The organism is Pseudomonas marincola (assembly GCF_900116605.1).
GTDB lineage: Bacteria > Pseudomonadota > Gammaproteobacteria > Pseudomonadales > Pseudomonadaceae > Aquipseudomonas > Aquipseudomonas marincola.
In genome coordinates, this window is record NZ_FPBC01000006.1 from 18,897 (window position 1) to 43,000 (window position 24,104).

Consider the following 24,104-nt stretch of genomic DNA (forward strand, 5'->3'; position numbering starts at 1 on the left):
TTGCTGTCTTCAAACGCTCTTGCCAGCTTTGTACAGATTCTCGAAACAGAAGTTGGTTGCTTCGATGTAGCCTTCGGCGCCGCCGCAGTCAAAGCGCTTACCTTTGAACTTGTACGCCAGTACACAACCTTCCTGCGCCTGCTTCATCAAGGCGTCAGTAATCTGGATTTCGCCGCCCTTGCCCGGCTCGGTGTCTTCGATCAACTTGAAGATGTCCGGAGTAAGGATGTAGCGGCCGATGATCGCCAGATTAGACGGTGCATCTTCCTTCTTGGGTTTCTCGACCATCGAGTTAACCCGGAAAATATCATCGCGAATCATCTCGCCAGAGATTACGCCGTACTTGTGTACTTCATCTTCCGGCACTTCCTGAATCGCTACGATGGAGCAGCGGAATTGGTTGTACAGTTTGACCATCTGGGTCAATACGCCGTCGCCTTCGGTGTTGATGCACAAGTCATCGGCCAGCACCACGGCAAATGGCTCATCACCAATCAACGGGCGGCCAGACAAAATGGCGTGGCCGAGGCCTTTCATTTCAACCTGACGGGTGTACGAGAACGTGCACTCATCGATCAGGCGACGAATGCCTACCAGGTATTTTTCTTTATCTGTGTCACGAATTTGCTGTTCCAACTCGTAACTGATGTCGAAGTGATCTTCCAGTGCGCGCTTGCCGCGACCCGTCACCATCGAAATTTGCGAGAGACCTGCATCCAGCGCTTCTTCGACGCCGTACTGGATGAGAGGCTTGTTCACTATCGGCAACATCTCTTTAGGCATAGCCTTGGTTGCAGGTAGAAAGCGAGTGCCGTAACCGGCTGCTGGGAACAAGCATTTTTTAATCATGAGGGTCCTCGAAAGATTACAAATACCGGGCCAGTCTAGCAGGCTGATGATTGCTTACAACGCCTTAAGGCCCTGAAACAGCGGATATATTTCTGCGCAGGCTACTTGCCAAAGCCTCCTGCTTTCTGCATTTAACGCCTCTAGGATGGGCGCTGTAGCGAAGCCGATGGGCGCACACTGGTTACATCAAACAACTTATAACTATGTCGCCGGAAAACCCTCGCAAGCGTCTTACCCAATCGTATTCACTCCATCGAGGGGCAACTCTGCGCTCATCAGGCCAACAGAGCGAAGTACTTTCGTGCAATGCAGTGCAGTTGCGTCTGCTGTGCTGGCAACAGAAATAACCGGCTTGGCTCGCAGTTCTTTGCAAACCTCTTGTTGCACAATCGGCCTGCTAGGCTTGTCGATACAACGCCCTGCGCATTAGCCTGCAGTTATAATAATTGGCATGCAGCCCTGACCAATGGATTTTGGATGAATCGCAACGACTTACGCCGTGTCGACCTCAACCTGCTAATTGTTTTCGAAACGCTGATGCATGAACGCAGCGTAACCCGAGCCGCTGAAAAACTCTTTCTTGGCCAGCCTGCAATCAGTGCGGCACTTGGGCGGTTGCGTGGGCTGTTCGATGACCCGTTATTTGTGCGCACAGGCCGCAGCATGGAGCCCACAGCGCGTGCTCAGGAAATCTTTGCGCTGCTCTCGCCGGCCCTCGATTCAATCTCGACGGCGGTAAGCCGCGCCGCCGACTTCGACCCCGCCACCAGTAATGCAGTGTTTCGCATTGGCCTGTCCGATGATGTCGAATTCGCGCTGATGCCGCCGCTGATCAAACGCTTGCGCGCCGAAGCGCCGGGCGTGGTGCTGGTGATTCGCAGAACCAATCACTTGTTGATGCCGGGCCTGCTCAGTTCAGGCGAAATCTCGGTTGGCGTGAGTTACACCGATGAATTACCGGCCAATGCCAAACGTAAAGTGCTGCGGGTTACCAAGGCCAAATTGCTGCGCGCCGATTCAGCGCCTGGCCGTTTGAGCCTAGATGAGTTTTGCGCCCGCCCACAGGCGATGGTGTCGTATGCAGGTGACACCATCGGTTTTATCGATCCGGATCTCGAAGCGCTCGATCGCAAACGTAGCGTGGTGTTGGCCGTGCCGCAGTTCAACGCACTGGGCGCGTTACTCAGCGGTACAGACATCGTCGCCACCGTGCCCGACTACACCGCAGATGTCTTGACGGCCCAAGGTGGTTTGCGCACTGAAGACCTGCCGTTCAAAACGCGCACAATAGAATTGCACATGGCTTGGCGGGGCGCGCAGGACAACGATCCGGCTGAGCGCTGGTTACGTTCGCGTATACAAATGTTCTGTGGCGACGCGGACCTGCAGGACGCTTCCTGATTACCGCCTAAAGCTTCGCAAGCGCACTGTTTGGCGTAATCGCCGGTTGAAACTGGCGTTTTGCGCGAAAAATTACCACCTTTAGTTGGGTTTTACCTCGGCAGTTATCGATTGAAACTGCACATGCTTGGCCGGTTTTGTAACGGCCGAGCCGCGGCCTAGTCCAATGAGTCACCTAAATCAGATAGCCGCCAGAACGCCGAGGTTAATTGTGCTTATCCCCCTGACCCTGGCCTTCCTTATCGGCTGGATCTCACAACGCATGGGTTTATGCCTGGTCGCAGCAATCACCATGCTGCTGTATCGCCGGCCCACGCTGTTCGTCGCATTGATCACCTGTGGTTTGTTCGGTTTGCTGCTGACCCCGTTGTTCCATCTGCTCAATGTGTCGCAGCCTTACTACCAGCCGGTCACGCCGCTGTATCTGCTGATTATCGGCGGACTGCTGTTTGGTATCAGCTCTGTGCTCAACGACGGTTGCAGCGTCGGCACATTGACCAAGTTGGCGCGTGGCGATATCAGCAAGATCATGACCATTATCGGCTGGGTGATTGGTATTGTTCTTTGGCGTACGCTGAGCCAGTTCCCCGCAGAGAAGATGGCGCAGATGCCTTCGCCGACCGCGACTAATTACCTTTTGGCGTTCGCGTTAGTCGTGGCCAGTTTGAGCATTTTGATTCGCTATCAGCGCGAAAAACACTTTGTCGGCCTGAGCATCCTGCTTGGCTTACTCACCAGCAGCCTGTTTACCTTCGAGCCTCAATGGGCGCCTAGTCTATTGTTCTACGACATTGCCCATGGCATCTGGAGCCAGGGCACATGGCCGATCAGCATGCTGCGAATCGGCGTTTTCGGCGTCATGCTGCTGGGCATGTTCAGCTTCACCCTTTACCGTAAAACCTTCGATTATCAGGCCCTGAATCCGGGGCGTGGCGGCCAGTACCTGCTCGCGGGAATCATCATGGGCGCGAGTGCCTCGATGATGATCGGCGGCAATGATTCGCAGATACTGTTGGTATTCCCAACCCTGACACTGACAACCACCCTGCCCCTCGCCTCCGTGTGTATCGGTATCGTGCTGGCGCTACAGGTGAAAAAGGGCTTCATTCGACGCCGCAATCTGCGTGACAAAGCCGCAGTTTGAGCCGCTTATACAATCCCGCCATTTACCCGCACAGTTTGGCCGTTGATCCAGCGCCCTTCATCGCTCACCAGAAATGCCACCGCATTGGCGATGTCATCAGGACTGCCCAGCCGCTCAAGCGGGGATTGCGCCGTTAGTGCGGCAATCTGCTCATCGCTCTTGCCGTTAAAGAACAACTCGGTGGCGGTCGGCCCGGGGGCGATTGCATTGACGCAAATGTTGCGCCCGCGCAGCTCCTTGGCAAATATCTGCGTGAAGGCCTCAACTGCCGCCTTTGAAGCGGCATAGACCGAGTAGCCAGGCAGCGCCAAGCCGACCACGCTGGTCGAGAAATTAACGATACGGCCACCATCGCGCATACGCTTGGCTGCCAGACGCAGGGTGTTGAATGTGCCTTTGGTATTGATCGCGAAAATCCGCTGATACAAGGCGTCGTCGGTTTCGCCGAGCGCTACATTGCCGGGCTGAATGATCCCGGCATTATTGACCAGCACATCCACCGCCCCGTAAACCTCTTGCGCCTGATCGAATAGCGCCTCCACCGCGGCGCTATCACTGACATCGGCCAGCACCGGATAAGCATGGCCACCCGCGCTGCGAATTTCACCGACAACAGATTCTGCTGCCTCAGGGTTCGAGGCGTAATTGACGATTACGCTCAGGCCATCGGCGGCAAGACGTTTGGCGATAGCCGCACCGATGCCGCGCGATGCACCGGTGACAATAGCGACTCTGCTCATGACAACTCCAACGCAGCAGCCTGGCGTGAGCACGGCCGCTGCACACTCAGAATATGTAAGTGCTCACTGTGATCGGTATAGCCCGAAACCACAGAGCGCTTACGACCGACTATCCAGAAATCGTCGAAATGGGCCGTCATTAAGTCGGGCGGCCATTAACCAGTCGCTACAGACACTGTCCCAATGGCTAATCAGACGCGGGCATGAGCTGAGGGTTACTCCTCCGCCTTCTGTTCTGCTTGCAATTGCTCAACCTGCCAGCCACCGCCTAGGGCTGCGATCAACTGTACGCTGGCAGTCAGGCGGCTGCCCAGCAAGGTCAGGTTGTTACGCTCGTTGTTCAGCGCCGTGGCCTGAACAGTAACCACGCTGTTGTAGTCAACGGTACCGGCCTTGTACTGGTTTTCCAGCGAACGCAGTGCATGGCGCGCCGCATCGAGCGCTTGCTGCTGCACCACCGACTCTTGTTCCATCACCCGCAGTTGCACCAGATAGTCTTCAACTTCGCGGAAACTATCGAGTACGGTTTGCCGGTATTGCGCCACCGTCTGGTCATACACTGCTTCACTGCGATCGACCTCGGCGCTGCGTGCGCCGGCATCAAACAAGGTCACCGCCAGTTGCGGCCCAATCGACCAGAAGCGGTTGGGCATGGTGAACCAGTCGGCATAACTGCTGCTGCGATAACCGCCAGATCCCGAGATCGTCAGATCAGGAAACCACGCCGCTTCGGCTACGCCAATGTCGGCATTGGCCGACATGACCCGGCGTTCAGAAGCGGCTACATCCGGGCGCCGTTCAAGCAACTGTGACGGCATCACTGTTGGCACCATCGGCAATTGCGGCACCGCATTCTCACGGCTGGCGATGCTCAACTCGCTCGGGGTAACGCCGACCAACACCGCAATGGCATGCTCAAGCTGAGCACGTTGCCATTTCAGATCGATGGCTTGCGCCTCGGTACTTTTCAACTGGGTCAGTGCCTGGCTGACATCCGATTTCGGCACAATCCCGGCGTTGTACTGGTTTTGCGTGAGCTTGAGCGCGCGGGCATAAGCGCTCACGGTCTGATCAAGCAAACGCTGCTGCTCATCCAGCACCCGCATTTGCAGGTAGGTTTGCACCAACTCGGCTTGCAGGCTGAGTTTCAGGGCAGCCAAATCGGCGGCGCTGGCTTCAAAACCAGCCTTGCTCGACTCCAGTTGGCGGCGCAGCTTGCCCCAGATATCTAACTCCCAGGCAGCATTCAAGGTGGCGCTATGGGTTTTCGAAATGGTGGCGGCATTGCCGCCGCTGACGCTGATGCCGTCGGATGTGCTCAACGCGCTGTCGCCGCCGCCCTGCCCCGCACGCGTAAGCCCAACGCCGGCACCAATCGTTGGGTAGAACGAGGCACGCGCGCCGCGCACCAAAGCCTGGGCCTGACGATACTGCGCCTCTGAGGCCGCCAGATTCTGGTTCGACACGTTCAGCCGACCCACCAACTCATTCAGTTCTGCATCAGCATAGATCTGCCACCACTCACCACGACTGTAGGCATCGCTCGGCGTTGCGGCTTTCCAGCCAACGGCTTGCTTGAACTGAGCAGGCGTGTTGATTTCCGGGCGCTCATAATCCGGGCCAATGGCGCACGCACTCAATGCAAGGCTCAGTGCGAGTAAGCTCAGGGCGCGCGGCAATGCGGGGCAAGTGTTCAGCAACAGGCTCATAGTGGTGTTTCCAAGGCAGCATCTGTCTTCACGCCCCGCCAGCGGTTAACCCGGTGACGCAGACGATCAAAATAAAGGTATACGACCGGCGTGGTGTACAGCGTCAGCAGTTGGCTGAGAATCAGGCCACCGACGATGGTAATTCCGAGCGGCTTGCGCAATTCGGAACCTTCGGCGCTGCTCATTACCAGCGGTAAAGCGCCGAGAATCGCCGCGAGCGTGGTCATCATGATTGGCCGAAAGCGCAGCAAACAGGCGCGGCGGATCGACTCGTAAGGGCTCAGGTTATTCTGGCGTTCCAGTTGCAGCGCCATGTCGATCATTAGAATCGCGTTCTTCTTGACCACACCAATCAGCAGGAACAGGCCTAACAGCGAGATCAGGCTGAATTCAGTATTCAGCAACTCCAGCGCCAACAGCGCGCCGACTCCCGCCGACGGCAACGTCGAAAGGATGGTCAATGGGTGCACATAGCTCTCGTAGAGCACGCCGAGAATGATATAGACCACGCCCAGCGCCAACAGGATCATCAGCGGCTGATTCTTCTGCGTCTCCTGAAACGCTGCGCCCGTCCCGCTAAGCATGCCCTGTACTTCTGTCGGCAAGTTCAGCCGCGAGACGGCTCTGTCTATCGCAACTGTTGCCTGCTCAAGCGTCACGCCTTCCGCGAGCGAGAAACCGATGTTCTCCGAGGCGAACTGACCTTGATGGTTTACCCGATCTTCCTCCAGGCTGCGTTCCCAACGGGCTACCGCCGAAAGCGGAACCCGCTGGCCGTCACTGGTTATCAACTTGACCTGATCCAGCGCTTCGGGGTGCTGGGCATATTGCGGTTTGACTTCCATCACCACGCTGTACTGGTTGAGGCTGTCGTAGATGGTCGAAACCTGGCGTTGGCTGAACGAGTTGTTCAGAACGCTGGTAATCAGGCTCATGTCGATGCCAAGGCGTTTGGCCATGTCGCGATCCACCACCAGACGAATCTGCTGCGCACCCTCATTCTCTTTGGCGTCGATGTCAGTCAGTTCTGGCAAAGCGCGCAAGGAATCGCGCACTTTTGGCATCCAGGTACGCAGTTGCTCCAGATCACCCGAGAGCAGCATGTACTCGTTATCCGAGCTACGGCCCTGACGTCCGCCAATCTGCAAATCCTGATCCGGCATCAGGAACAGGCGGCCACCGGCAATTTTCGGCACATCCTTGCGCAGCCGGTTAATTACCGCTTGCGAGGAGATCTTGCGCTCTTTTACCGGCTTCAGCCGCACGATAATAAAGGCGTTGTTGATGCCACCCGAACCACCGATAAAGCCCGCGACGCTGTCGACTGCCGGGTCTTTGAGAATTGCCCGGCGATAAACCTCCATCTTCGGCTGCATGACCTGAAACGACAGGCCGTCATCACCTCGGATAAAGCCGATCAACTGGCCGGTATCCTGCTGAGGCAGGAATGTTTTCGGCACGCTGACAAACAGGAAAATATTCAGGGCGATGGTGGCAAATAAACTGAACAACATCAGCAGCGAATGGCGCAGCGCCCAGTCGAGACTGCGCTGATAGATGGCCAATATCCACGCGCCGAAGCGTTCGAACATACGCTGTAACGGGCCGTTGTTCGGCTCGGTGTCTTCGGCGCGCAGCCAACGGGCACAGAGCATTGGCGTCAGTGTCAGCGATACAATCAGGGAGATGACAATCGCCACCGCCAGCGTGATCGAGAACTCGCGGAACAGGCTCTCGACCAGACCGCCCATGAACAAAATCGAAATAAACACCGCCACCAGCGACAGGTTCATCGACAGCAAGGTGAAGCCGACTTCACGCGCGCCCTTGAACGCTGCGGCCATTGGCTTTTCGCCCGCTTCGATATGCCGGGAAATATTCTCCAGCACCACGATGGCGTCATCTACCACCAGCCCCGTGGCCAGAATCAGCGCCATCAACGACAGGTTGTTCAACGAAAAGCCAAGCAGGTACATCGCGGCAAATGTGCCGACCAGTGAAACCGGTACTGCCAGCGCCGGAATCAGCGACGCGCGCCAACGCCCGAGGAAGCAGTAAACCACCATGATCACCAGCGCCACGGCGATCAGCAGCGTGCGTTCAGCCTCATGCAAGGTGGCGCGAATTACTGGCGAGCGGTCCATCGCGACCTGCAGATCAACGCTGGCCGGTATGATCGCGCGCAAGCCGGGTAATTCACTGCGAATGCCTTCGATGGTTTCGATGATGTTGGCGCCCGTCTGGCGATTGACCACCAGCAACACCGCGCTTTGATCATTGTAAAAGCCGCTGTTGTAGCGGTCTTCGACGTCATCCTTGATGGTCGCAACGTCACCCAAACGCACTGCCGCACCGTCTTGATAACGGATAATGGTTGGCACGTAATCAGCGGCCTTTTCGAGCTGATCGCTGGCCTTGATCTGCCAGTGCTTGTCTGCATCTTCGACCGAGCCTTTGGGCCGTTTGGCGTTGGCGCTGGTGATTGCAGTGCGCACATCATCCAGTGCCAGGCCGTACTGATCGAGCAGGCGTGGCTCCAGTGATACCCGCACTGCCGGCAGAGAGCTGCCGCCAATCTGCACTTCACCGACGCCGATAACTTGCGCGAGTTTTTGCGCGATCACGGTGGACGCTACGTCATACAACTGGCCTTTGCTGAGCACATCCGACGATAACGCCAAAACCATGATCGGCGCTTGCGACGGATTGATCTTGCGGTAGGTCGGCATGCTGCGCATCCCGCTTGGCAAGAGGTCACGCGCAGCATTGATTGCCGCCTGCACTTCACGCGCCGCGGCGTTGATGTCGCGGCCCAGATCGAACTGAATCATGATCCGCGTGCTGCCCTGGCTGCTGCGGCTGTTCATCTGGCTGATGCCGGCAATCGTGCCCAGCGAACGCTCAAGCGGTGTGGCCACGGTTGATGCCATGATTTGCGGGCTGGCGCCTGGCAAGGTGGCATCGACGGTAATCACCGGAAAATCCATGTCCGGCAGTGGCGCTACAGCCAACAGGCCATAGCAGACGCCGCCGAGCAGGATGATTGCCAGGCTGAGCAACATGGTCGCCACGGGGCGGCGAATGAACGGGGCCGATAGATTCATAGTGCCGCCGGCGCTCCGGCAGCGCTACGACCGGTAAAACGTCGGGCCATTCGGTCGAAATACAGGTAAATAACCGGCGTGGTGAACAGCGTCAGTATCTGGCTCAGCAGCAAACCACCGACCATCACCAGTCCGAGTGGCTGACGCAGTTCTGCACCGGAACCTGTGGCCAACATCAGCGGAACAGCACCGAACAACGCCGCCAAGGTTGTCATCAGAATCGGCCGGAAACGCAACAAGGCGGCTTGATAAATCGCCTCCTCCGGTCCCATGCCCTGATTGCGTTCAGCATCGAGGGCGAAGTCGATCATCATGATCGCGTTCTTCTTGACGATACCGATCAGCAAAATGATGCCGATAATCGCAATAAGGCCCAGGTCATTGCCGGTTAACAGCAGCGCCAACAACGCGCCCACGCCGGCTGATGGCAATGTCGAGAGAATCGTGATCGGGTGGATGTAACTCTCGTAGAGCACGCCTAGCACGATGTACATGGTTACCACGGCCGCCAGAATAAGCAGCAAGGTGCTCGAAAGCGACGCCTGGAATGCCTGCGCAGCGCCCTGGAACTCGATCTGCACGCCAGCCGGGACACCAATATCGGCTTTGACCTGCTCGATCACTTTCACCGCATCGCCAAGGGCAACGCCTTCAGCCAGGTTGAACGACAGAGTGGCCGCCGGGAATTGGCCGATGTGGTTGATCAGCAAGCTGGTGGCGCGCTGCTCGATGTGTGCCAGCGATGACAGCGGAATCTGCTGGCCATCGCTCGTCGCCACATGAATCTCGCGTAACGCGGCTGGGCCGATACTGCCTGCGTTGGCACTTTCGAGCACCACGCGGTATTGGCTGGCCTGGGTATAGATGGTCGAGATCTGGCGCTGGCCGAAGGCGTCGTAGAGAGCATCGTCAATGTCGGCCACGCTGACGCCGAGGCGTCCGGCTATATCGCGGTCGATATCGACGTAGACTTGCAGACCACGGTTTTGCAGGTCACTGGCAACGTCTACCAACTCAGGCTGCTCGCGCAGCGCGCTCACCAGTTTCGGCACCCACTCTTCAAGCAGGGCCAGATCCGGAGACTCCATGCTGAACTGATACTGCGTACGGCTGATGCGATCTTCGATGGTCAGATCCTGCACCGGCTGCAGATACAACTCAATGCCCGGCACTTTCGCAAGCTCGGGACGCAGGCGGTTGATGACCTGGCTGGCCGTGAGATCGCGCTCGCCGTGCGGTTTCAGGTTGATCAACATGCGACCGCTGTTCAGCGTCGGGTTGTCACCGTCCACACCAATGTAAGAAGACAAGCTGCTGACCGCCGGATCTTCCAGAATCACTGCAGCCAAACGCTGTTGACGTTCACTCATGGCGCTGAATGAAACCGCTTGTGGCGCCTCTGAAATTCCCTGGATAACGCCCGTGTCCTGCACCGGGAAGAAACCTTTAGGCACTGCCAGATACAACAGCACGGTCAACACCAGCGTACCAATCGCCACCAGCAACGTCAGCGCCTGATGCTTGAGCACCCATTGCAGGCCACGCCCGTAATGCGCAATCAGCGTGTCGATGAACTGGCCGCTGGCCTTGTAGAAACGCCCCTGCTTCTCCTCTGGCTCATGTTTGAGCAAGCGCGCGCACATCATCGGCGTCAGCGTCAGCGAGATCACCAGCGAGATCAGAATGGCCACAGCCAGGGTAATGGCAAATTCCCGGAACAAACGCCCGACCACATCGGCCATGAACAGCAGCGGGATCAGCACTGCAATCAGCGAGATGGTTAGCGATATCAGGGTAAAACCAATTTGCTTGGCCCCTTTCAGCGCGGCATTCAGCGGCGTCTCACCCGCCTCCAGGTGACGGGCAATGTTCTCGAGCATGACGATGGCGTCATCGACCACGAAACCCGTGGCAATGGTCAGCGCCATCAGCGTCAGGTTGTTGATGGTGAAACCGGCCAGGTACATCACGCCAAAGCTGCCGATCAACGACAGCGGCACCACTATCGACGGAATAATAGTGGCCGACAATTTGCGCAGGAACAGGAATGTAACCAGCACCACCAACATGATGGCCAGGAACATCTCGTGCTGAACGTCGGTAACAGCTGCGCGGATGGTTTGCGTACGGTCAGTCAGCACCTGCACATCGACACTGGCCGGCAACCCTTCTGTGAGGTTGGGCAGCAGCTTCTGAATGCGGTCGACCACATCAATCACGTTAGCGCCGGGCTGGCGTTGCACGTTGAGCAGAATGGTCTTGTTCAGGTTGGCCCACGCCGCCAAACGCTGGTTCTCGGCACCGTCGACAATCGTGGCGACATCTTTGAGGCGCAGCGTTGCACCGTCGGCGTAGGTCAGAATCAGGTTACGGTACTGGTCTACCGAGATCAGCTGATCGTTGGCATCAAGCTGGGAAACGCGGGTAGGACCGTCGAAGTTGCCCTTGGGCTGATTGACGTTACTGGCAGTAATCAGCAAACGGATATCCGATAAGTTCAGACCGTAAGACGCAAGCGCTTCGGGGTTAACCCGAATCCGTACCGCCGGGCGCTGGCCGCCCGCCATCGAGACCAGGCCAACACCTGTGGTTTGTGCGAGCTTTTGCGCGAGGCGCGTATCAACCAGGTCGTTGACCTCGGTCAGCGGCATGGTTTTAGAGCTGATCGCCAGCGTCATCACCGGCGTATCGGCCGGGTTCACCTTGTTGTACACCGGCGGTGCCGGCAGATCATTCGGCAGCAAGTTGGTGGCCGCATTGATCGCGGCCTGCACTTCTTGCTCGGCCACATCGAGCTTGATCTCAAGATTAAAGCGCAAGGCAATAACCGAGGCGCCGCCCGAACTGGTCGAAGACATCTGCTTGAGCCCGGCCATTTGCCCGAACTGGCGCTCAAGCGGCGCGGTCACAGCGCTGGTCATCACATCGGGGCTGGCGCCCGGATACAGAGTGATCACCCGAATAGTCGGGTAATCCACTTCCGGCAGTGCGGACACCGGCAGCAAGCGATAGGCGATCAGGCCGCTGAGGAAAATCGCCAGCATGATCAGCGTGGTGGCGACCGGCCTGAGGATAAACAGGCGCGAGGTATTCATGCGTCTTTCTTCTGCCGATTGCCACGTTCTTCGCCGTCACGCCGCGCTTTATTGCGTGGCACATCGGCCTTGGGTTGGGCTGCAGCGGCTTGAGGATCATCGCTGATCACCTCAACCACATTGCCTTCGCGCAAGCGATCGGTGCCTTCTACCACCAAACGCTCACCGGCTTTGACACCGCTCTCGATCAGGGTGATTTCGCCATTGCTCGGGCCTTCCTGAACCGGACGAATCTGAATCTTGTCATCGCCATCGACCACGTAAACAAACGGGCCTTTTGAGCCAAACTGCAATGCGGCTGCTGGAATCAGCGTGGCCTGCTTGCGGGTATCAACGCGCAAACGCACGTTGACGAACTGATTGGGGAACAGCATCTCGTCAGCATTGGTAAAGCGCGCCTTGAGTTTCACTGTGCCCGTGGTGGTATCAATCAGGTTATCCAGGCTTTCGAGCTTGCCTTCGGCCAGCAAGGTCTTCTCGCTTCTGTCCCAGGCCTCGACCATCAGCTGCTGACCGGCACGATAAGGTTTGAGCACAGCTGGCAGATCGCCTTCGGGCAAGGTGAATACCACCGCTATCGGCGTGGTTTCGGTAATCACCACAATCGGCGTGGTGTCGCCCGAGGTAATCAAATTCCCGACGTCGACCTGACGCAAGCCCAAACGACCGGAAATCGGCGCACGTACCTGAGTGAAACTGAGATCCAGCTTGGCCTGAGCGACAGCGGCCTGATTGGTTTTCAGCGTGCCACGATACTGATTGACCAGCGCTTGCTGGGTGTCGAGGGTTTGCTTGGCAATCGAGTCTTCTGCATAAAGGCCGGTGTAGCGGGACAGATCGATCTGCGCATTCTTCAGTAACGCCTGATTCTCTTGCTGGGCGCCCTGAGCTTGTTGCAGCGCCACTTCGTAGCTGCGCGGATCGATCACCGCGAGCACATCGCCCTGCTTGACCTTTTGCCCATCGCTGAACAGCAGCTTGACCAGTTGCCCGTCAACCTGGCTTTTGACGTTGACCGTGTTGTAAGCCGTCACCGTGCCCAGCGCTTTGAGTTCTACCGGGTAGTCGCCCTGCTCGACTGTCGCCACGCGAACCGGCACCGGGCCCATATCGCCAAAGCGACCGCCGCCGCCTTTGGCAGCCGGTTTAGCCGGCCAGAACCACCAGATAAGGGCAATGATTGCCACCAGTAAAACAACACCAATCAGCCATTGCCTGCGTTGATTAGAAGAACGGGTGGTCAAATTTGTATCGGACATAAGTCAGGTCGCTTCCATGAAGATGCTGAACGATAAGCACTATCACTAATATTGGAAAGTCTCTTTACCGGAGATTTACCTTTGCCATCATTCGCTAAGCCTATGAGACAGCGCGAAAAAAAGCCCGCAGGCCGTTTCTGACAAGGTTACAGATCATGTCGCAGAACGGGGTAAACAGGTTTCTAGATTTTCGGTTGATACAGCTCGGCATCGGTAAAGACTTCAACCAGCCAGTCTACCCAGACCCGAACCCGTCGCGATAGCTGGCGTTGCGCAGGGTAAAGCGCGGTCAGTGGCATAGCTGGCGGCCGGTATTCGGGCAGAATTTCACGCAGCTTGCCGGCTTGCACATGTTGGTGCAGGTGATAGTAAGGCGCCTGAATAATCCCCAGCCCTGCAACACAGGCGGCCACATAAGCTTCAGCGTTGTTCACACTCACTGCACCCGGCAGATACCGCTCGTTGATTTCCCCTGCTTCAGTGAATTCGAAAGCAAAGGTCTTGCCGTTTAATGCCGAGTAGAAGTTTACAGCCTGATGACCGGCCAGTTGTGCGGGGTCCCGCGGTTCTCCATAGCGCTCAATATACTCGGCACTGGCGCAGGTGATTTGCGGTAACTGCGCCAAGGGGCGCGAGACCAGATTGATGTCGTGCACGTTACCGGCGCGCACCACGCAATCGATGCCCTCGCGGACCAGATCGACCGGGCGGTCACCAGTGCCGATTTCCAGCTCGATCTGCGGATAGCGCTGACAAAAATCACTCAACCGTGGAATCACAATCCGGTGGCCAATCGACGCGGGAAGATCCACCCGCAACTTGCCCTGCGGATGACTGCGGGCGTGGGCGAAACAGTTTTCGGTGTCTTCCAGATCGGCCAGCAGGCGGATGCAGTGTTCGTAATACGCCTGCCCATCGGCCGTGGTACTGACCTGGCGAGTGGTGCGTTGCAGCAACTGGACGCCCAGATGTCGCTCCAGTTGTTTGATCAACTGAGTGACTGTGGCGCGAGGCAACCCAAGGCTGTCAGCCGCTTTGCCGAATCCGCCAACCTGAACGATGCGGGTAAACACTTGCATGGCTTGAAAGCGGTCCACAGCAGCCTACCTATTATTCAATAATGGCAAACAGTGTATGTAATTTTTGCGGGTTTATCCTGCTAATGAAAACACTGAAACTGACTCCATCGCATCCAACCACTGGAGTCTCTGATGAAACAACGACAACTGGGTAGCAACGGCCCGCTGGTCTCGGCGATGGGTTTGGGTTGCATGGGCATGAGCGATTTCTATGTCACAGGCCTGGATGAACAGGAGTCGATCGCCACGTTGCATTTGGCGCTTGAAATGGGCATCAACCTGCTCGACACCGCCGATGCGTATGGCCCACATACTAATGAGCTGCTGCTGGGCAAAGCCCTCAAAGGCAAGCGTGAGCAAGCCTTTATCGCCACCAAGTTCGGCTTGCTGCGCGATACTGAAAATCCGCATAAGCGCGGCGTCAGTGGTCGTCCCGAATATATTCGCCAAGCGATTGAAGGCAGCCTGCAGCGCCTCGGCACTGACTATATAGATCTGTATTACCAGCACCGGATTGATCCCGAGGTGCCGATTGAAGAATCCGTCGGCGCAATGGCGCAGCTCGTCAGTGAAGGCAAGGTGCGCTACATCGGCCTGAGTGAGGTTGCCTCTGCAACGCTTGCGCGGGCGCACAAGGTACACCCGATTACCGCCGTGCAGAGTGAATATTCACTGTGGACGCGCGATCCCGAGAGTAATGGGGTTTTGGCAAAATGCCGGGAATTGGGCGTTGGCTTTGTTCCTTACAGCCCGCTGGGGCGTGGCTTTTTAACCGGCGCACTTAAATCACCGGAGGACTTTGCTGAAGACGATTACCGGCGTTTTACGCCGCGGTTTCAAGGCGAGAACTTCCAGCGAAATCTGCAATTAGTGGCGCAAATCGAGAAAATGGCGGCGGATAAAGGCGTGCAACCTTCCCAGCTGGCATTGGCCTGGGTGCTCGCTCAAGGCGATGACATCGTGCCGATCCCCGGAACCAAGCGCCGGCGTTATTTGCAAGCCAATTGTGCGGCGCTGGATATTTCCCTGAGCGCAGATGAGCTCTCGGCGATAAACGCCATCTTCCCCGCCGACGCCGTGGCCGGAGATCGATACAGCGCCGAGTCGATGGCGATGGTGAGTTTGTGATCTGGCGGTGATTATTTCGGCGTGATTACGTCATGACGGATTGCCCCGTCGGGGCTATCCATCCTCCAGTCGGGTTTGGCGTGCACCGGATAAACAAAACCCACACGCAGGATGGATAAACCGTAGGTTAATCCGTCATTGCGATTTTCGGGATAACGTGCGGGTCGATGGCGATGGTGAGTTTGTGATACGGGGGTGATTCGTTCGGCGTGATTACGTCATGACGGATTGCCCCGTCGGGGCTATCCATCCTCCAGTCGGGTTTGGCGTGCACCCGATAAACAAAACCCACACGGAGGATGGATAAACCGCAGGTTAATCCGTCATCGCGATTTCCGGGGTAACGTGCGGGTCCAGGGCGGTTTTGAATTTGTGATCTGGCGGTGATTCGTTCGGCGTGATTGCCTTATGACGGATTGCCCCGTTGGGGCTATCCATCCTCCGGTTGGGTTCGGCGGACACCGGATATACAAAACCCACACGGAGGATGGATAAACCGCAGGTTAATCCGTCATTGCGATTTCCGGGATAACGTACGGCTCGATGGTGATGTTGAGTTTGTGCTCCGGCGGTGATTCGTTCGGCGTGATTGCGTCATGACGGATAGCCCCGCCGGGGCTATCCATCCTCCAGTTGGGATTTGCGGACACCGGATATACAAAACCCACACGGAGGATGGATAAACCGCAGGTTAATCCGTCATCGCGATTTCCGGGATAACGTTCGGGTCGATTGTGGTGTTGAGTTCGTGATCCGGCGGTGATTCGTTCGGCGTGATTACGTCATGACGGATTGCCCCGTTGGGGCTATCCATCCTCCGGTTGGGTTCGGCGGACACCGGATATACAAAACCCACACGGAGGATGGATAAACCGCAGGTTAATCCGTCATTGCGATTTCCGGGATAACGTACGGCTCGATGCGGCTGCCTACAATCTGGCGGCGTAACGCATAACGGCCTCATTAAGAGGCCGTTATGCGTTGAGCAAGAAGCGCTATTACAGGGCTGCGAGGGCGGCGCTGTAGTCCGGCTCGGTGCCGATTTCAGCTACCAGTTCGCTGTGCAGGACTTTGTCGTTTTCATCGAGCACGACAACTGCGCGAGCTGCAACGCCCGCCAATGGGCCGTCTACCAGAGCAACGCCGTAGTTCTTGAGGAACTCGGTGCCGCGCATGGTCGACAGGCTCACCACGTTTTCCAGACCTTCAGCGCCGCAGAAGCGGGCTTGGGCGAATGGCAGGTCAGCCGAGATGCACAGCACCACAGTGTTATCCAGACCGCTGGCTTCGGTGTTGAATTTACGTACAGAAGTCGCGCAGGTCGGGGTATCAACACTTGGGAAAATGTTCAGTACTTTACGCTTGCCAGCCATGCTGCTCAGGCTGATGTCAGACAAGTCAGTGCCGACCAGCTGGAACGCAGGCGCTTGCTGACCGACTTGTGGCAGCTGGCCATCAACTGTTACCGGGTTGCCACGCAGAGTTACTTGAGCCATGGAAATAACCTCTTTACTGAGTGAGTGTGTACATCTTCAAGCGTTGCCTGATTTAAACAGGCTACGCAAAAAAAAGCTCCCTAAACGGGAGCTTTTTTAACCATCGACTCTTTGCCGGTTACTTGGCGAAATGGTCTTTAGTCAGCTTGATCACCACCGGGCTAAGCAGCAGCAGCGACAGCAGGTTTGGAATCGCCATCAGGCCGTTAAGCGTATCAGCGACCAGCCATGCGAAGTCCAGGTGGGCCATTGCACCAAACGGTACAGCCAATACCCAGACGATCCGGAACGGCATGTTCGACTTGGTGCCAACCATGTATTCCCAGCACTTCTCGCCGTAGTAGCTCCAACCCAGAATGGTGGTGAAGGCGAATACCACCAGCGCGATAGTCAGGATCGGGCCACCAATGCCAGGCATCGCCGAGTCGAACGCAGCAGCAGACAACGCCGCGCCACTGGTGCCACTGGTCCAAACACCGGAGCAGATGATTACCAGACCCGTCATGGTGCAGATAACCAGCGTGTCGATGAACGTCCCAAGCATACCGATCATGCCGGAGCGAATTGGGCTATCAGTGGTGCCAGCCGCCTGTGCGATACCCGCAGTACCCAGACCTGCTTCGTTGGAGAAAATACCGCGCGCAACACCGAAGCGAATCGCAGCAATCACTGCCGCGCCGGCGAAACCGCCAGTGGCTGCAATCGGGCTGAACGCGTGGGTGAAGATCAGGCTGAATGCCGCTGGAATCTGCGCAGCATTGACCACCAGAACCACGATGGCAGCGATGATGTAGGCCACACACATGAAAGGAACCAGCGAGGCGGCAACCTTACCAATGCGGCGGATACCACCGAGAATTACCATGCCCACCAGCACCATGCTGACGACACCGGTGATCAACGGGGTCACGCCGAAGGTTTCTTCCAGAGCGCCAGCCATGCTGTTGACCTGGACCATGTTGCCGATACCGAAACCAGCCAAGCCGCCGAAGATGGCGAATGCTGTGCCCAGCCAAGCCCACTTCTTGCCCAGACCATTTTTGATCGCGTACATCGGGCCGCCAACGTGCTCGCCATTGGCGTCTTTTTCACGGTAGTGAACAGCCAGAACCACTTCGCAGTATTTGGTGGCCATGCCGACGAGTGCCGTGCACCACATCCAGAACAACGCGCCCGGGCCGCCGAGGAAGATGGCGGTGGCAACACCGGCAATGTTACCGGTACCGACGGTGGCCGCCAGTGTGGTCATCAGTGCCTGGAACGGTGTGATCTCGCCGCTTTCGTTGTCGCCCTTGACGCGGCCTTGCCACATCAAACGGAAACCTGCAGCAATATGGGTCAGCGGCATGAACTTCAGCCGCAGCATCAGGAACAGGCCCGTACCCAGAATCAGCACCAACATGGGCGGTCCCCAGACGAGCCCGTTTATCTGGTTAACCAGCGTGTTGATGAATTCCATCTGTAGCTCCTTATTATTTTTACAGCCGGATCGTGACCGGGCCGTTGATTAGGGTCGAACTGCGATAACAGTTCTGTATTGCGGACTTTTGATCTGTGTGTCGGGTAGCGCCATACAGATTTTCAGAAGCATCTGGCAACAAAGTCGCCAGCGGCGGTGGATGCTACCACGGTCTTTTTTCAACTGGCAGCGTCATTTACAGCCATAACGATGGGTATTTGCGCGACTAGAACTCACGGGTATAAAAAATATCCAGGGAACTGGCCAGTCCGCTAGCCGCCTCAAGGTAGATGCGTTTGGTCAAAATATAGCGCAAGGCAACAGTATTGACCGGCTCGAACACCCCCACGCCGTAGCGCAGGCTCAGGCGATCGGTGAGTTTGCCACTCGCCACCAGGCTGGTGTTACTGCCGCTGCCCTCGCTGTCGAGTTGGAAATCACTGATGCCGAGTTTGCTGGCAACGTTGCTCGCCATCGGAGAGCCACCGGCCAGACCAAGGGCCAGAACCGCCTGACCGACCAGATTGCTGTCGCCCTCCTCACCCAATGGCCGGCCTAACAGCAAATAGGACAGCGCCTGGCTCTGACTCATGGCCGGTTCAGAGAAAACCTCAGTCGTCGGCTGCTCGGCATGCCCGGACAAGCGGATACCGGCGGTAACGTCGTCCACTTCGCGTATGGCCTCGACATCGATGTACGGCTGGTAGATCGGCCCGGCAAACAGCACACGCGCGCGGCGGATGGTCAGCTTCTGACCGAACTTGCTGAATTTCCCGTCCTTGAGATCAAGCACGCCGCGCGTATCGAGGTCGTTGCCGATATGTACCTTGCCGGCAATGTTGGCCCGCAGCCCGAAACCTTTGAAGGTGAGTTTGTCTTCGCCAACAACCACATCAATATCCATGGCGATGGCCACAGGCTGCTTGGCCTCTTCCTTGGCACCGACAATGCGCGCATCTTCGGATACCCGCACGGTTGACGGCGGAATTTCGCGAATCTCGATCTTGCCGCGCGGCACGGCCACGCGGCCTTTGATCGACATAGCTTCGTTGCCGACTACCAACGTCAGGTCCGGCTCAACTTCGATCTCGGCAAAGGGTTCTACTGCAATGGGCAGGCGCGTACCTTGCAATTTGACTTGCCCGGCCAGCGGGCCGCCCCAGGCCAGATTGCCATTAATCTTACCGCTGCCGGTTTCGCCGCTGCGCCAGTCACCGCTGAGTGTCATGCTTTCGCCGTTGATCAGGGCCTGTAGCTGCAGCGCTTCAATATTGGTCGGCAATTGCCCGCCGGCGATGTGGCCATCCTTAAGCTGTACCTGGCCGTTAACCAGTGGTTTGAGCAAGGTGCCGCTGATGCTGCCGCTGCCATTGAGCTGGCCCTGCAACTGGTCGACCATTGGCACAAAAGGCCGTGCGGCCGAGAGGTCGACGCCCGCCAGCCTGAACGTGCCGGACAAAGGCCGACTGCCAGGCCTTGGATCAAATGCCGCCTGCACGTTGAGCTGGCCAATTTTCGGTCCTTGCAGGTCCAGTCTCGTACCGATTTGTTTGGCACCAATATCAGTATCTAGTCGCAGGCGCTGATAGTTGAAATCTACCCACTGCTGATTATCCCTGACCTTCCAGACGCCCTGCCCCGCATCAATGCTGATTTTGCCTTTCGGGCCGCTGGCAGGCAGATCAAGGTTTATGTCCGCGCTGAGTTCGCCTTGCCATTCAAAGTCGTCAGGCAGCCAGGGTTTGAGGCTGTCCATCGGGAAGTTGCGCAGCTTGTAGCGCAACTGCGTATCGGGGATCAGCCGTTGCTTGTCGCCGCACAGGCTGGCTCCCTGCGATACCAGGCAATGCTCGCCCAGGGTGATCTTGCGATCGGCAAGGCGCTCTACGCTCGCAGGTGCGCGTAACTGCCAATCCTGCCCGCCCGCTTGAATACCCAGCTTGGCCAAGCGTCCGCGCCATGCACCTTGGTTGAGCGTGCCATCCGCGGCAATCTGGGTATTGAGTTGCGGACCTTTGAGATCGATGGTCGCTTGCTGACGCTTGATATCGCCGCTGCCCGCGACCGCCAGATCACCGATGACGTTGCCACCGCTCATGATCTTGTTCAGCAAGAGATCAATTTTGGCCTGCTGATTAGCATCCAGTCGGGCATTTGCCTGCAAGCTTTGTACGCGATTGTCCTGAAAAGCCAGTGCCTTGCCGTCGAGCTTGAGCGTGCCTTGCGGCGCTTGGAGGGTGCCGGAAACAGCAACGTTGCCCTGAACCTGGCCCTGCAGGCCCGGCCACAGTTGGCCAAGTTTGGGCAGATTCAAATTGAGCTGCCCGGCCAGCGTTTTGTTCAGGCTGCCGTTGCCCTTGATGCGGTTATCGCCCAGCCCCAACTCGATATCATTGACGTGCCACTGCTCGCCCTCGCCTTGGGCCTTGGCGCTGATGAGCGCAGGTTGCCCGCGTAATCGACCGGTTATCTTGATATCACTGTCCAGCTTGAGCTTGTCATTGATAAAGCTGCCGGTGGTACGCACGGGCCCGCCAAGTGAACCCGGCAGCTCGGCGACCCAAAACGCCGGATCAAACTGCTTCAGCTCAAGCTGGGCATCCCACGTCACACCGTTGGCAAAGCCGACTTTGACTCCGCCAGAGACACTGCCCTGACCGGCATCGACCTGCAACTGCGGCAGAAACACTTGCTGCAAGTCGCCACTGAATGGCGTGACCACCGTGAAAGCGCCTGCCGGACCATCGAGCGCCGCGTCGAGCGAGCCCAGATAATGCTCCTTGCTGTAGCTGACCTCAGCGGAGAGTTTGTTGAGCTTGACCGGTGGCTCATCGACCGCCGGATACAGCGAGTGCCACGGGAAGTTGTCCCACTCGATCTTGCTGTCGGCGCTGAACTCATCGCTCCAGTCCAGATCCGCACTCAGTTGCAGATGCTGCTTTTTTTCATCTTCAAGGCGCAAGGTGCTGATCTGCGCACCACTGGCGTCTACCAACGCATTGAGCAACAGTGCCACTGGGCCCTCTTCACCCGGCAGCTGAGCATTACCGGTAATGGTGTAGCCCGACTTGAGGTCGCCTTTGGCGTCGAGCACTAACTGGTTAAGCGTCAGCGTGTTTGGCAGATCCGCAATGGCTTTAAAGCCATCGGCCTTGATTTGTGCCTGCAGCGGCAAGTCTTCGGCCAATGCCTGTACCGCGCCGGTCAGTTGCGCATTGAGGTAACCGCTGCTGGCGATGTCCAGGTTGAGGCTGTTAAGCAGTTCACCGCCAACCTTTATCTGCACAGCCCAAGGCTGTTTATCTGGCGCAGGCAAGGTTGCATCACCGCTGAGCGTTAACGGCCAATTGCCACTGGGTTGCAAATGGCCGGTGAGATTGAGGCCTAAATCTTCGCGCAGCACATCCAGGCTATCAATCTGCAGCCCCTGATTGGCCCAGTGAGCATTGAGATTGAGGCTTTTCAGTTGCTGCGCGCCATTGAGTTCGAGCGCGCCGATGCGCACGTCTTCAACTTGCAGGTCTATCGGCAGTTGCACATCGGGCAAGCTGAACGGCTCGCTGCTGTTTTCGGTAGATGGCGGCAAATCCAGAACAATGCTGTCGACATGCAGTTGTTTGATGCACAGCGTCATCTTTAGCAAACAGCCGGGCGACCAGTTGAAGGCCGGGCGCATTACCACCGCCTTGGTGGCATCCTGCTGCCAGACAATTTCATCTGCCTGCCACTGACCGCCCAGCCGACCGCTGTAGTTGCTGACAATTAGGCCGGGCACTTGCTGCAATATCCAACGGCTGCCCCCTTGAGTCCCCAACAGTCCAAGAACGGCCAGCGCAATGAGCAGGAGCAACACAACAATCACGCCCAGCGCCCAGCGTAATACCCGTTTCATAGTTCTGGCCCCATCGAGAAATGGAAGTGCACGCCAGAATCGTCATCGTTCAACGGGAAGGCCAAATCAAAGCGCAACGGCCCGACGGGTGATACCCAGCGCAGGCCAAAACCGACAGAGCTTTTCAGGCTCGGCAGGTCGAGATTGTTAAACGCATTACCGGCGTCATAGAAGCCGGCAACGCGCCATTTATCGGCGACGCTGTATTGGTATTCAGCGGTGCCGCTGACCATGTACTTGCCGCCGATCTTGTCGCCATCGGAGTTCTCCGGTGACAACGTCTGATAGTCGTAGCCCCTGACACTCTGGTCACCACCGGCAAAGAAACGCAGCGATGGCGGCACATTGCCGAAACCGTTCGACTCAGTAGCGCCAAGCTGTATGCGGCCCAGAAAACGGTGACGTTGAGCCAGTGTGTACAAGCCCTTGGCCAGGGCATTTACGTGCACAACATCCGAGTCGGAGAGCAGTCCTTCCTTGGCCCCGGACAAATCCAACTGCAGACGATAACCCTGATTGGGATCGATCTTGCTGTCGCTTTTCAGGTAAGCAAAGCTGATGCCGGGCATGAGCAGCGTGCTCAGGCCTTCATCATCACCCAGGCGATATTCTTCGTGCTGGTACTTGAGGGAAATCACCCGCTGCCAGCCACTGTCGAGTTGGCGGTGCCATTCCGGGCCCACCGTGAGCAGCTTACTGAGGGTGTCGGTATCGGCCAGCTCTTCGTACTGGTAACCCCCGGCAAAGCGGAATTTGTCCGTCAGTGGCGGATCAAGCGGCACGTCATAGAACAGGCCGATGTTCTGACGCGGAGCAGACAATTCCATCTCGGTGCCATAGCTGTGACCTTTGGAGTTGGCCCAATGCCGTGTCCAGTTGGCCTTGCCGCGTGGCCCGACGTCTGTTGAGAAGCCAAGACCAAACCCCACGCTGCGCGGTTTACGCATATCCAGCCCGACATTGACCGGAATGGTCAGATCATTGGCTTGCGCGGGATTGGCATCAACCTGCACGTTTTCGAAGTAACCGCTGGAACGCAATGCCTGATACAACTGGGCGATCTTGTCTGAATCGTACTCAGAATCTGCCTCGAACGGGATCATCCGGCGCAGCAGTTCTTCATCGAGAATGGTTTCACCGCTGAAGGTCACTGCGCCCAACTGATAGCGCTCGCCACTGCTGTAAATAAGCCTGATATCAGCCGTGCCGGTTTCGGGGTTTATCTCAAGGGTTTGTTCGGTGAACTTGCCGGAAAAGAAACCGTAACGCGATGCCTGGTTCTCGATGTGTCGTTTAGCCGCCTCGTAGGTGCCGTGATTGAGCACGTCGCCGGTTTGCAGGCGCGCACTCTTTGGAGGGCGAAACGCAGTCATCGCGGCGGCCGGGCCTTCAACCCGTACCAGCACATTGCGCAAGTGCACCGGTTCACCGGGCTCAATATTGATGATCAGCTTGGCCGGCGTGTCGTCAGTGACCTCGGTGTTGATCGTGCTTTGGTAGTAGCCGAAGGCCTGCAGCGCTTTCTCGGCCTGACCGGAAGCAATGTGACTAAAGCGCAACAGGGCTTTTTCATCGCGCTCGCCAAGATCGCCGACGTAGCCTTCCACGTTGGCTTTGAGCGCTTTGTTGGCCGGTTCTATCTTTACCACCAAGCGCTCTTCCGCCAGCAGAACCGAGCTGAAGAGCGCGAGCAAAAAGGAGGTTAAATACTTAAAAACCACTGTCATAGAGCGGATGCTAGCACGAGCC

At 57.2% G+C, this 24,104-nt stretch carries 16 protein-coding genes; 3 read left to right on the top strand and 13 right to left on the bottom strand.

All coding sequences use genetic code 11. The annotated features are described in order from the left end of the window. Positions 1–9 precede the first annotated feature (9 nt). Entirely contained in the window at positions 10–849 is an 840-nt protein-coding gene (galU, locus tag BM395_RS11100) for a UTP--glucose-1-phosphate uridylyltransferase GalU (protein ID WP_069900365.1), read from the bottom strand. Between the two features lie 477 nt (positions 850–1,326). On the opposite strand from galU, the gene BM395_RS11105 reads away from it, so the two are divergent. Further along, positions 1,327–2,250: a LysR family transcriptional regulator gene (locus BM395_RS11105; RefSeq protein WP_069900364.1), complete on the top strand. Its 924-nt coding sequence runs from the start codon at positions 1,327–1,329 to the stop codon at positions 2,248–2,250. A gap of 211 nt (positions 2,251–2,461) precedes the next feature. Next, positions 2,462–3,394 (top strand): YeeE/YedE thiosulfate transporter family protein, encoded by a 933-nt coding sequence (locus tag BM395_RS11110; protein WP_244528976.1) that lies wholly within the window; start codon positions 2,462–2,464, stop codon positions 3,392–3,394. Between the two features lie 5 nt (positions 3,395–3,399). On the opposite strand, the gene BM395_RS11115 is transcribed toward BM395_RS11110, so the two are convergent. From BM395_RS11115 to BM395_RS11140, 6 genes are all read right to left on the bottom strand, one after another. Next, complete coding sequence (locus BM395_RS11115) at positions 3,400–4,134, bottom strand: SDR family oxidoreductase (protein ID WP_090511824.1); 735 nt, start codon at positions 4,132–4,134, stop codon at positions 3,400–3,402. A 215-nt stretch (positions 4,135–4,349) separates the two neighbouring features. Next, on the bottom strand, positions 4,350–5,843 hold the full coding sequence (locus BM395_RS11120; protein ID WP_090511827.1) for an efflux transporter outer membrane subunit: 1,494 nt from the start codon (positions 5,841–5,843) through the stop codon (positions 4,350–4,352). Next, the gene (locus tag BM395_RS11125; protein ID WP_090511830.1) at positions 5,840–8,947 is read right to left on the bottom strand and encodes an efflux RND transporter permease subunit; all 3,108 of its coding nucleotides are present in this window, start codon (positions 8,945–8,947) and stop codon (positions 5,840–5,842) included. Before BM395_RS11125 ends, BM395_RS11120 begins: the two co-directional genes overlap by 4 nt. Further along, positions 8,944–12,042, bottom strand: a complete 3,099-nt coding sequence (locus tag BM395_RS11130; RefSeq protein WP_090511832.1) for an MdtB/MuxB family multidrug efflux RND transporter permease subunit — start codon at positions 12,040–12,042, stop codon at positions 8,944–8,946. Before BM395_RS11130 ends, BM395_RS11125 begins: the two co-directional genes overlap by 4 nt. After that, on the bottom strand, positions 12,039–13,301 hold the full coding sequence (locus tag BM395_RS11135; protein ID WP_090511835.1) for an MdtA/MuxA family multidrug efflux RND transporter periplasmic adaptor subunit: 1,263 nt from the start codon (positions 13,299–13,301) through the stop codon (positions 12,039–12,041). Before BM395_RS11135 ends, BM395_RS11130 begins: the two co-directional genes overlap by 4 nt. Before the next feature lie 182 nt (positions 13,302–13,483). Beyond that, complete coding sequence (locus BM395_RS11140) at positions 13,484–14,398, bottom strand: LysR family transcriptional regulator (protein WP_090511839.1); 915 nt, start codon at positions 14,396–14,398, stop codon at positions 13,484–13,486. Positions 14,399–14,512: 114 nt separating this feature from the next. On the opposite strand from BM395_RS11140, the gene BM395_RS11145 reads away from it, so the two are divergent. Next, the gene (locus tag BM395_RS11145) at positions 14,513–15,508 is read left to right on the top strand and encodes an aldo/keto reductase (protein ID WP_090511841.1); all 996 of its coding nucleotides are present in this window, start codon (positions 14,513–14,515) and stop codon (positions 15,506–15,508) included. A 127-nt stretch (positions 15,509–15,635) separates the two neighbouring features. On the opposite strand, the gene BM395_RS23735 is transcribed toward BM395_RS11145, so the two are convergent. From BM395_RS23735 to BM395_RS11165, 6 genes are all read right to left on the bottom strand, one after another. Next, positions 15,636–15,758: a hypothetical protein gene (locus tag BM395_RS23735; RefSeq protein ID WP_280142236.1), complete on the bottom strand. Its 123-nt coding sequence runs from the start codon at positions 15,756–15,758 to the stop codon at positions 15,636–15,638. A 441-nt stretch (positions 15,759–16,199) separates the two neighbouring features. Then, positions 16,200–16,322 carry a hypothetical protein gene (locus BM395_RS23740; protein ID WP_280142237.1) on the bottom strand — a complete coding sequence of 41 codons (123 nt, stop codon included), beginning with the start codon at positions 16,320–16,322 and terminating at the stop codon, positions 16,200–16,202. Between the two features lie 184 nt (positions 16,323–16,506). Then, positions 16,507–17,004 (bottom strand): thiol peroxidase, encoded by a 498-nt coding sequence (tpx, locus tag BM395_RS11150; RefSeq protein WP_069900355.1) that lies wholly within the window; start codon positions 17,002–17,004, stop codon positions 16,507–16,509. Between the two features lie 118 nt (positions 17,005–17,122). Next, the gene (locus tag BM395_RS11155; RefSeq protein WP_090511845.1) at positions 17,123–18,463 is read right to left on the bottom strand and encodes an alanine/glycine:cation symporter family protein; all 1,341 of its coding nucleotides are present in this window, start codon (positions 18,461–18,463) and stop codon (positions 17,123–17,125) included. A gap of 226 nt (positions 18,464–18,689) precedes the next feature. Continuing rightward, positions 18,690–22,355: a translocation/assembly module TamB domain-containing protein gene (locus tag BM395_RS11160; protein ID WP_090511848.1), complete on the bottom strand. Its 3,666-nt coding sequence runs from the start codon at positions 22,353–22,355 to the stop codon at positions 18,690–18,692. Then, on the bottom strand, positions 22,352–24,082 hold the full coding sequence (locus tag BM395_RS11165) for an autotransporter assembly complex protein TamA (protein WP_090511850.1): 1,731 nt from the start codon (positions 24,080–24,082) through the stop codon (positions 22,352–22,354). The genes BM395_RS11160 and BM395_RS11165 overlap by 4 nt, the downstream gene beginning before the upstream one ends. Positions 24,083–24,104: the final 22 nt, after the last annotated feature.

Bases quoted from the DNA above. Each gene is read 5' to 3' on its own strand.
- galU (WP_069900365.1), bottom strand. From the start codon at position 849: ATGATTAAAAAATGCTTGTTCCCAGCAGCCGGTTACGGCACTCGCTTT.
- BM395_RS11105 (WP_069900364.1), top strand. From the start codon at position 1,327: ATGAATCGCAACGACTTACGCCGTGTCGACCTCAACCTGCTAATTGTT.
- BM395_RS11115 (WP_090511824.1), bottom strand. From the start codon at position 4,134: ATGAGCAGAGTCGCTATTGTCACCGGTGCATCGCGCGGCATCGGTGCG.
- BM395_RS11120 (WP_090511827.1), bottom strand. From the start codon at position 5,843: ATGAGCCTGTTGCTGAACACTTGCCCCGCATTGCCGCGCGCCCTGAGC.
- BM395_RS11125 (WP_090511830.1), bottom strand. From the start codon at position 8,947: ATGAATCTATCGGCCCCGTTCATTCGCCGCCCCGTGGCGACCATGTTG.
- BM395_RS11130 (WP_090511832.1), bottom strand. From the start codon at position 12,042: ATGAATACCTCGCGCCTGTTTATCCTCAGGCCGGTCGCCACCACGCTG.
- BM395_RS11135 (WP_090511835.1), bottom strand. From the start codon at position 13,301: ATGTCCGATACAAATTTGACCACCCGTTCTTCTAATCAACGCAGGCAA.
- BM395_RS11145 (WP_090511841.1), top strand. From the start codon at position 14,513: ATGAAACAACGACAACTGGGTAGCAACGGCCCGCTGGTCTCGGCGATG.
- BM395_RS23735 (WP_280142236.1), bottom strand. From the start codon at position 15,758: ATGGATAGCCCCGACGGGGCAATCCGTCATGACGTAATCACGCCGAAC.
- BM395_RS23740 (WP_280142237.1), bottom strand. From the start codon at position 16,322: ATGGATAGCCCCAACGGGGCAATCCGTCATGACGTAATCACGCCGAAC.
- tpx (WP_069900355.1), bottom strand. From the start codon at position 17,004: ATGGCTCAAGTAACTCTGCGTGGCAACCCGGTAACAGTTGATGGCCAG.
- BM395_RS11155 (WP_090511845.1), bottom strand. From the start codon at position 18,463: ATGGAATTCATCAACACGCTGGTTAACCAGATAAACGGGCTCGTCTGG.
- BM395_RS11160 (WP_090511848.1), bottom strand. From the start codon at position 22,355: ATGAAACGGGTATTACGCTGGGCGCTGGGCGTGATTGTTGTGTTGCTC.
- BM395_RS11165 (WP_090511850.1), bottom strand. From the start codon at position 24,082: ATGACAGTGGTTTTTAAGTATTTAACCTCCTTTTTGCTCGCGCTCTTC.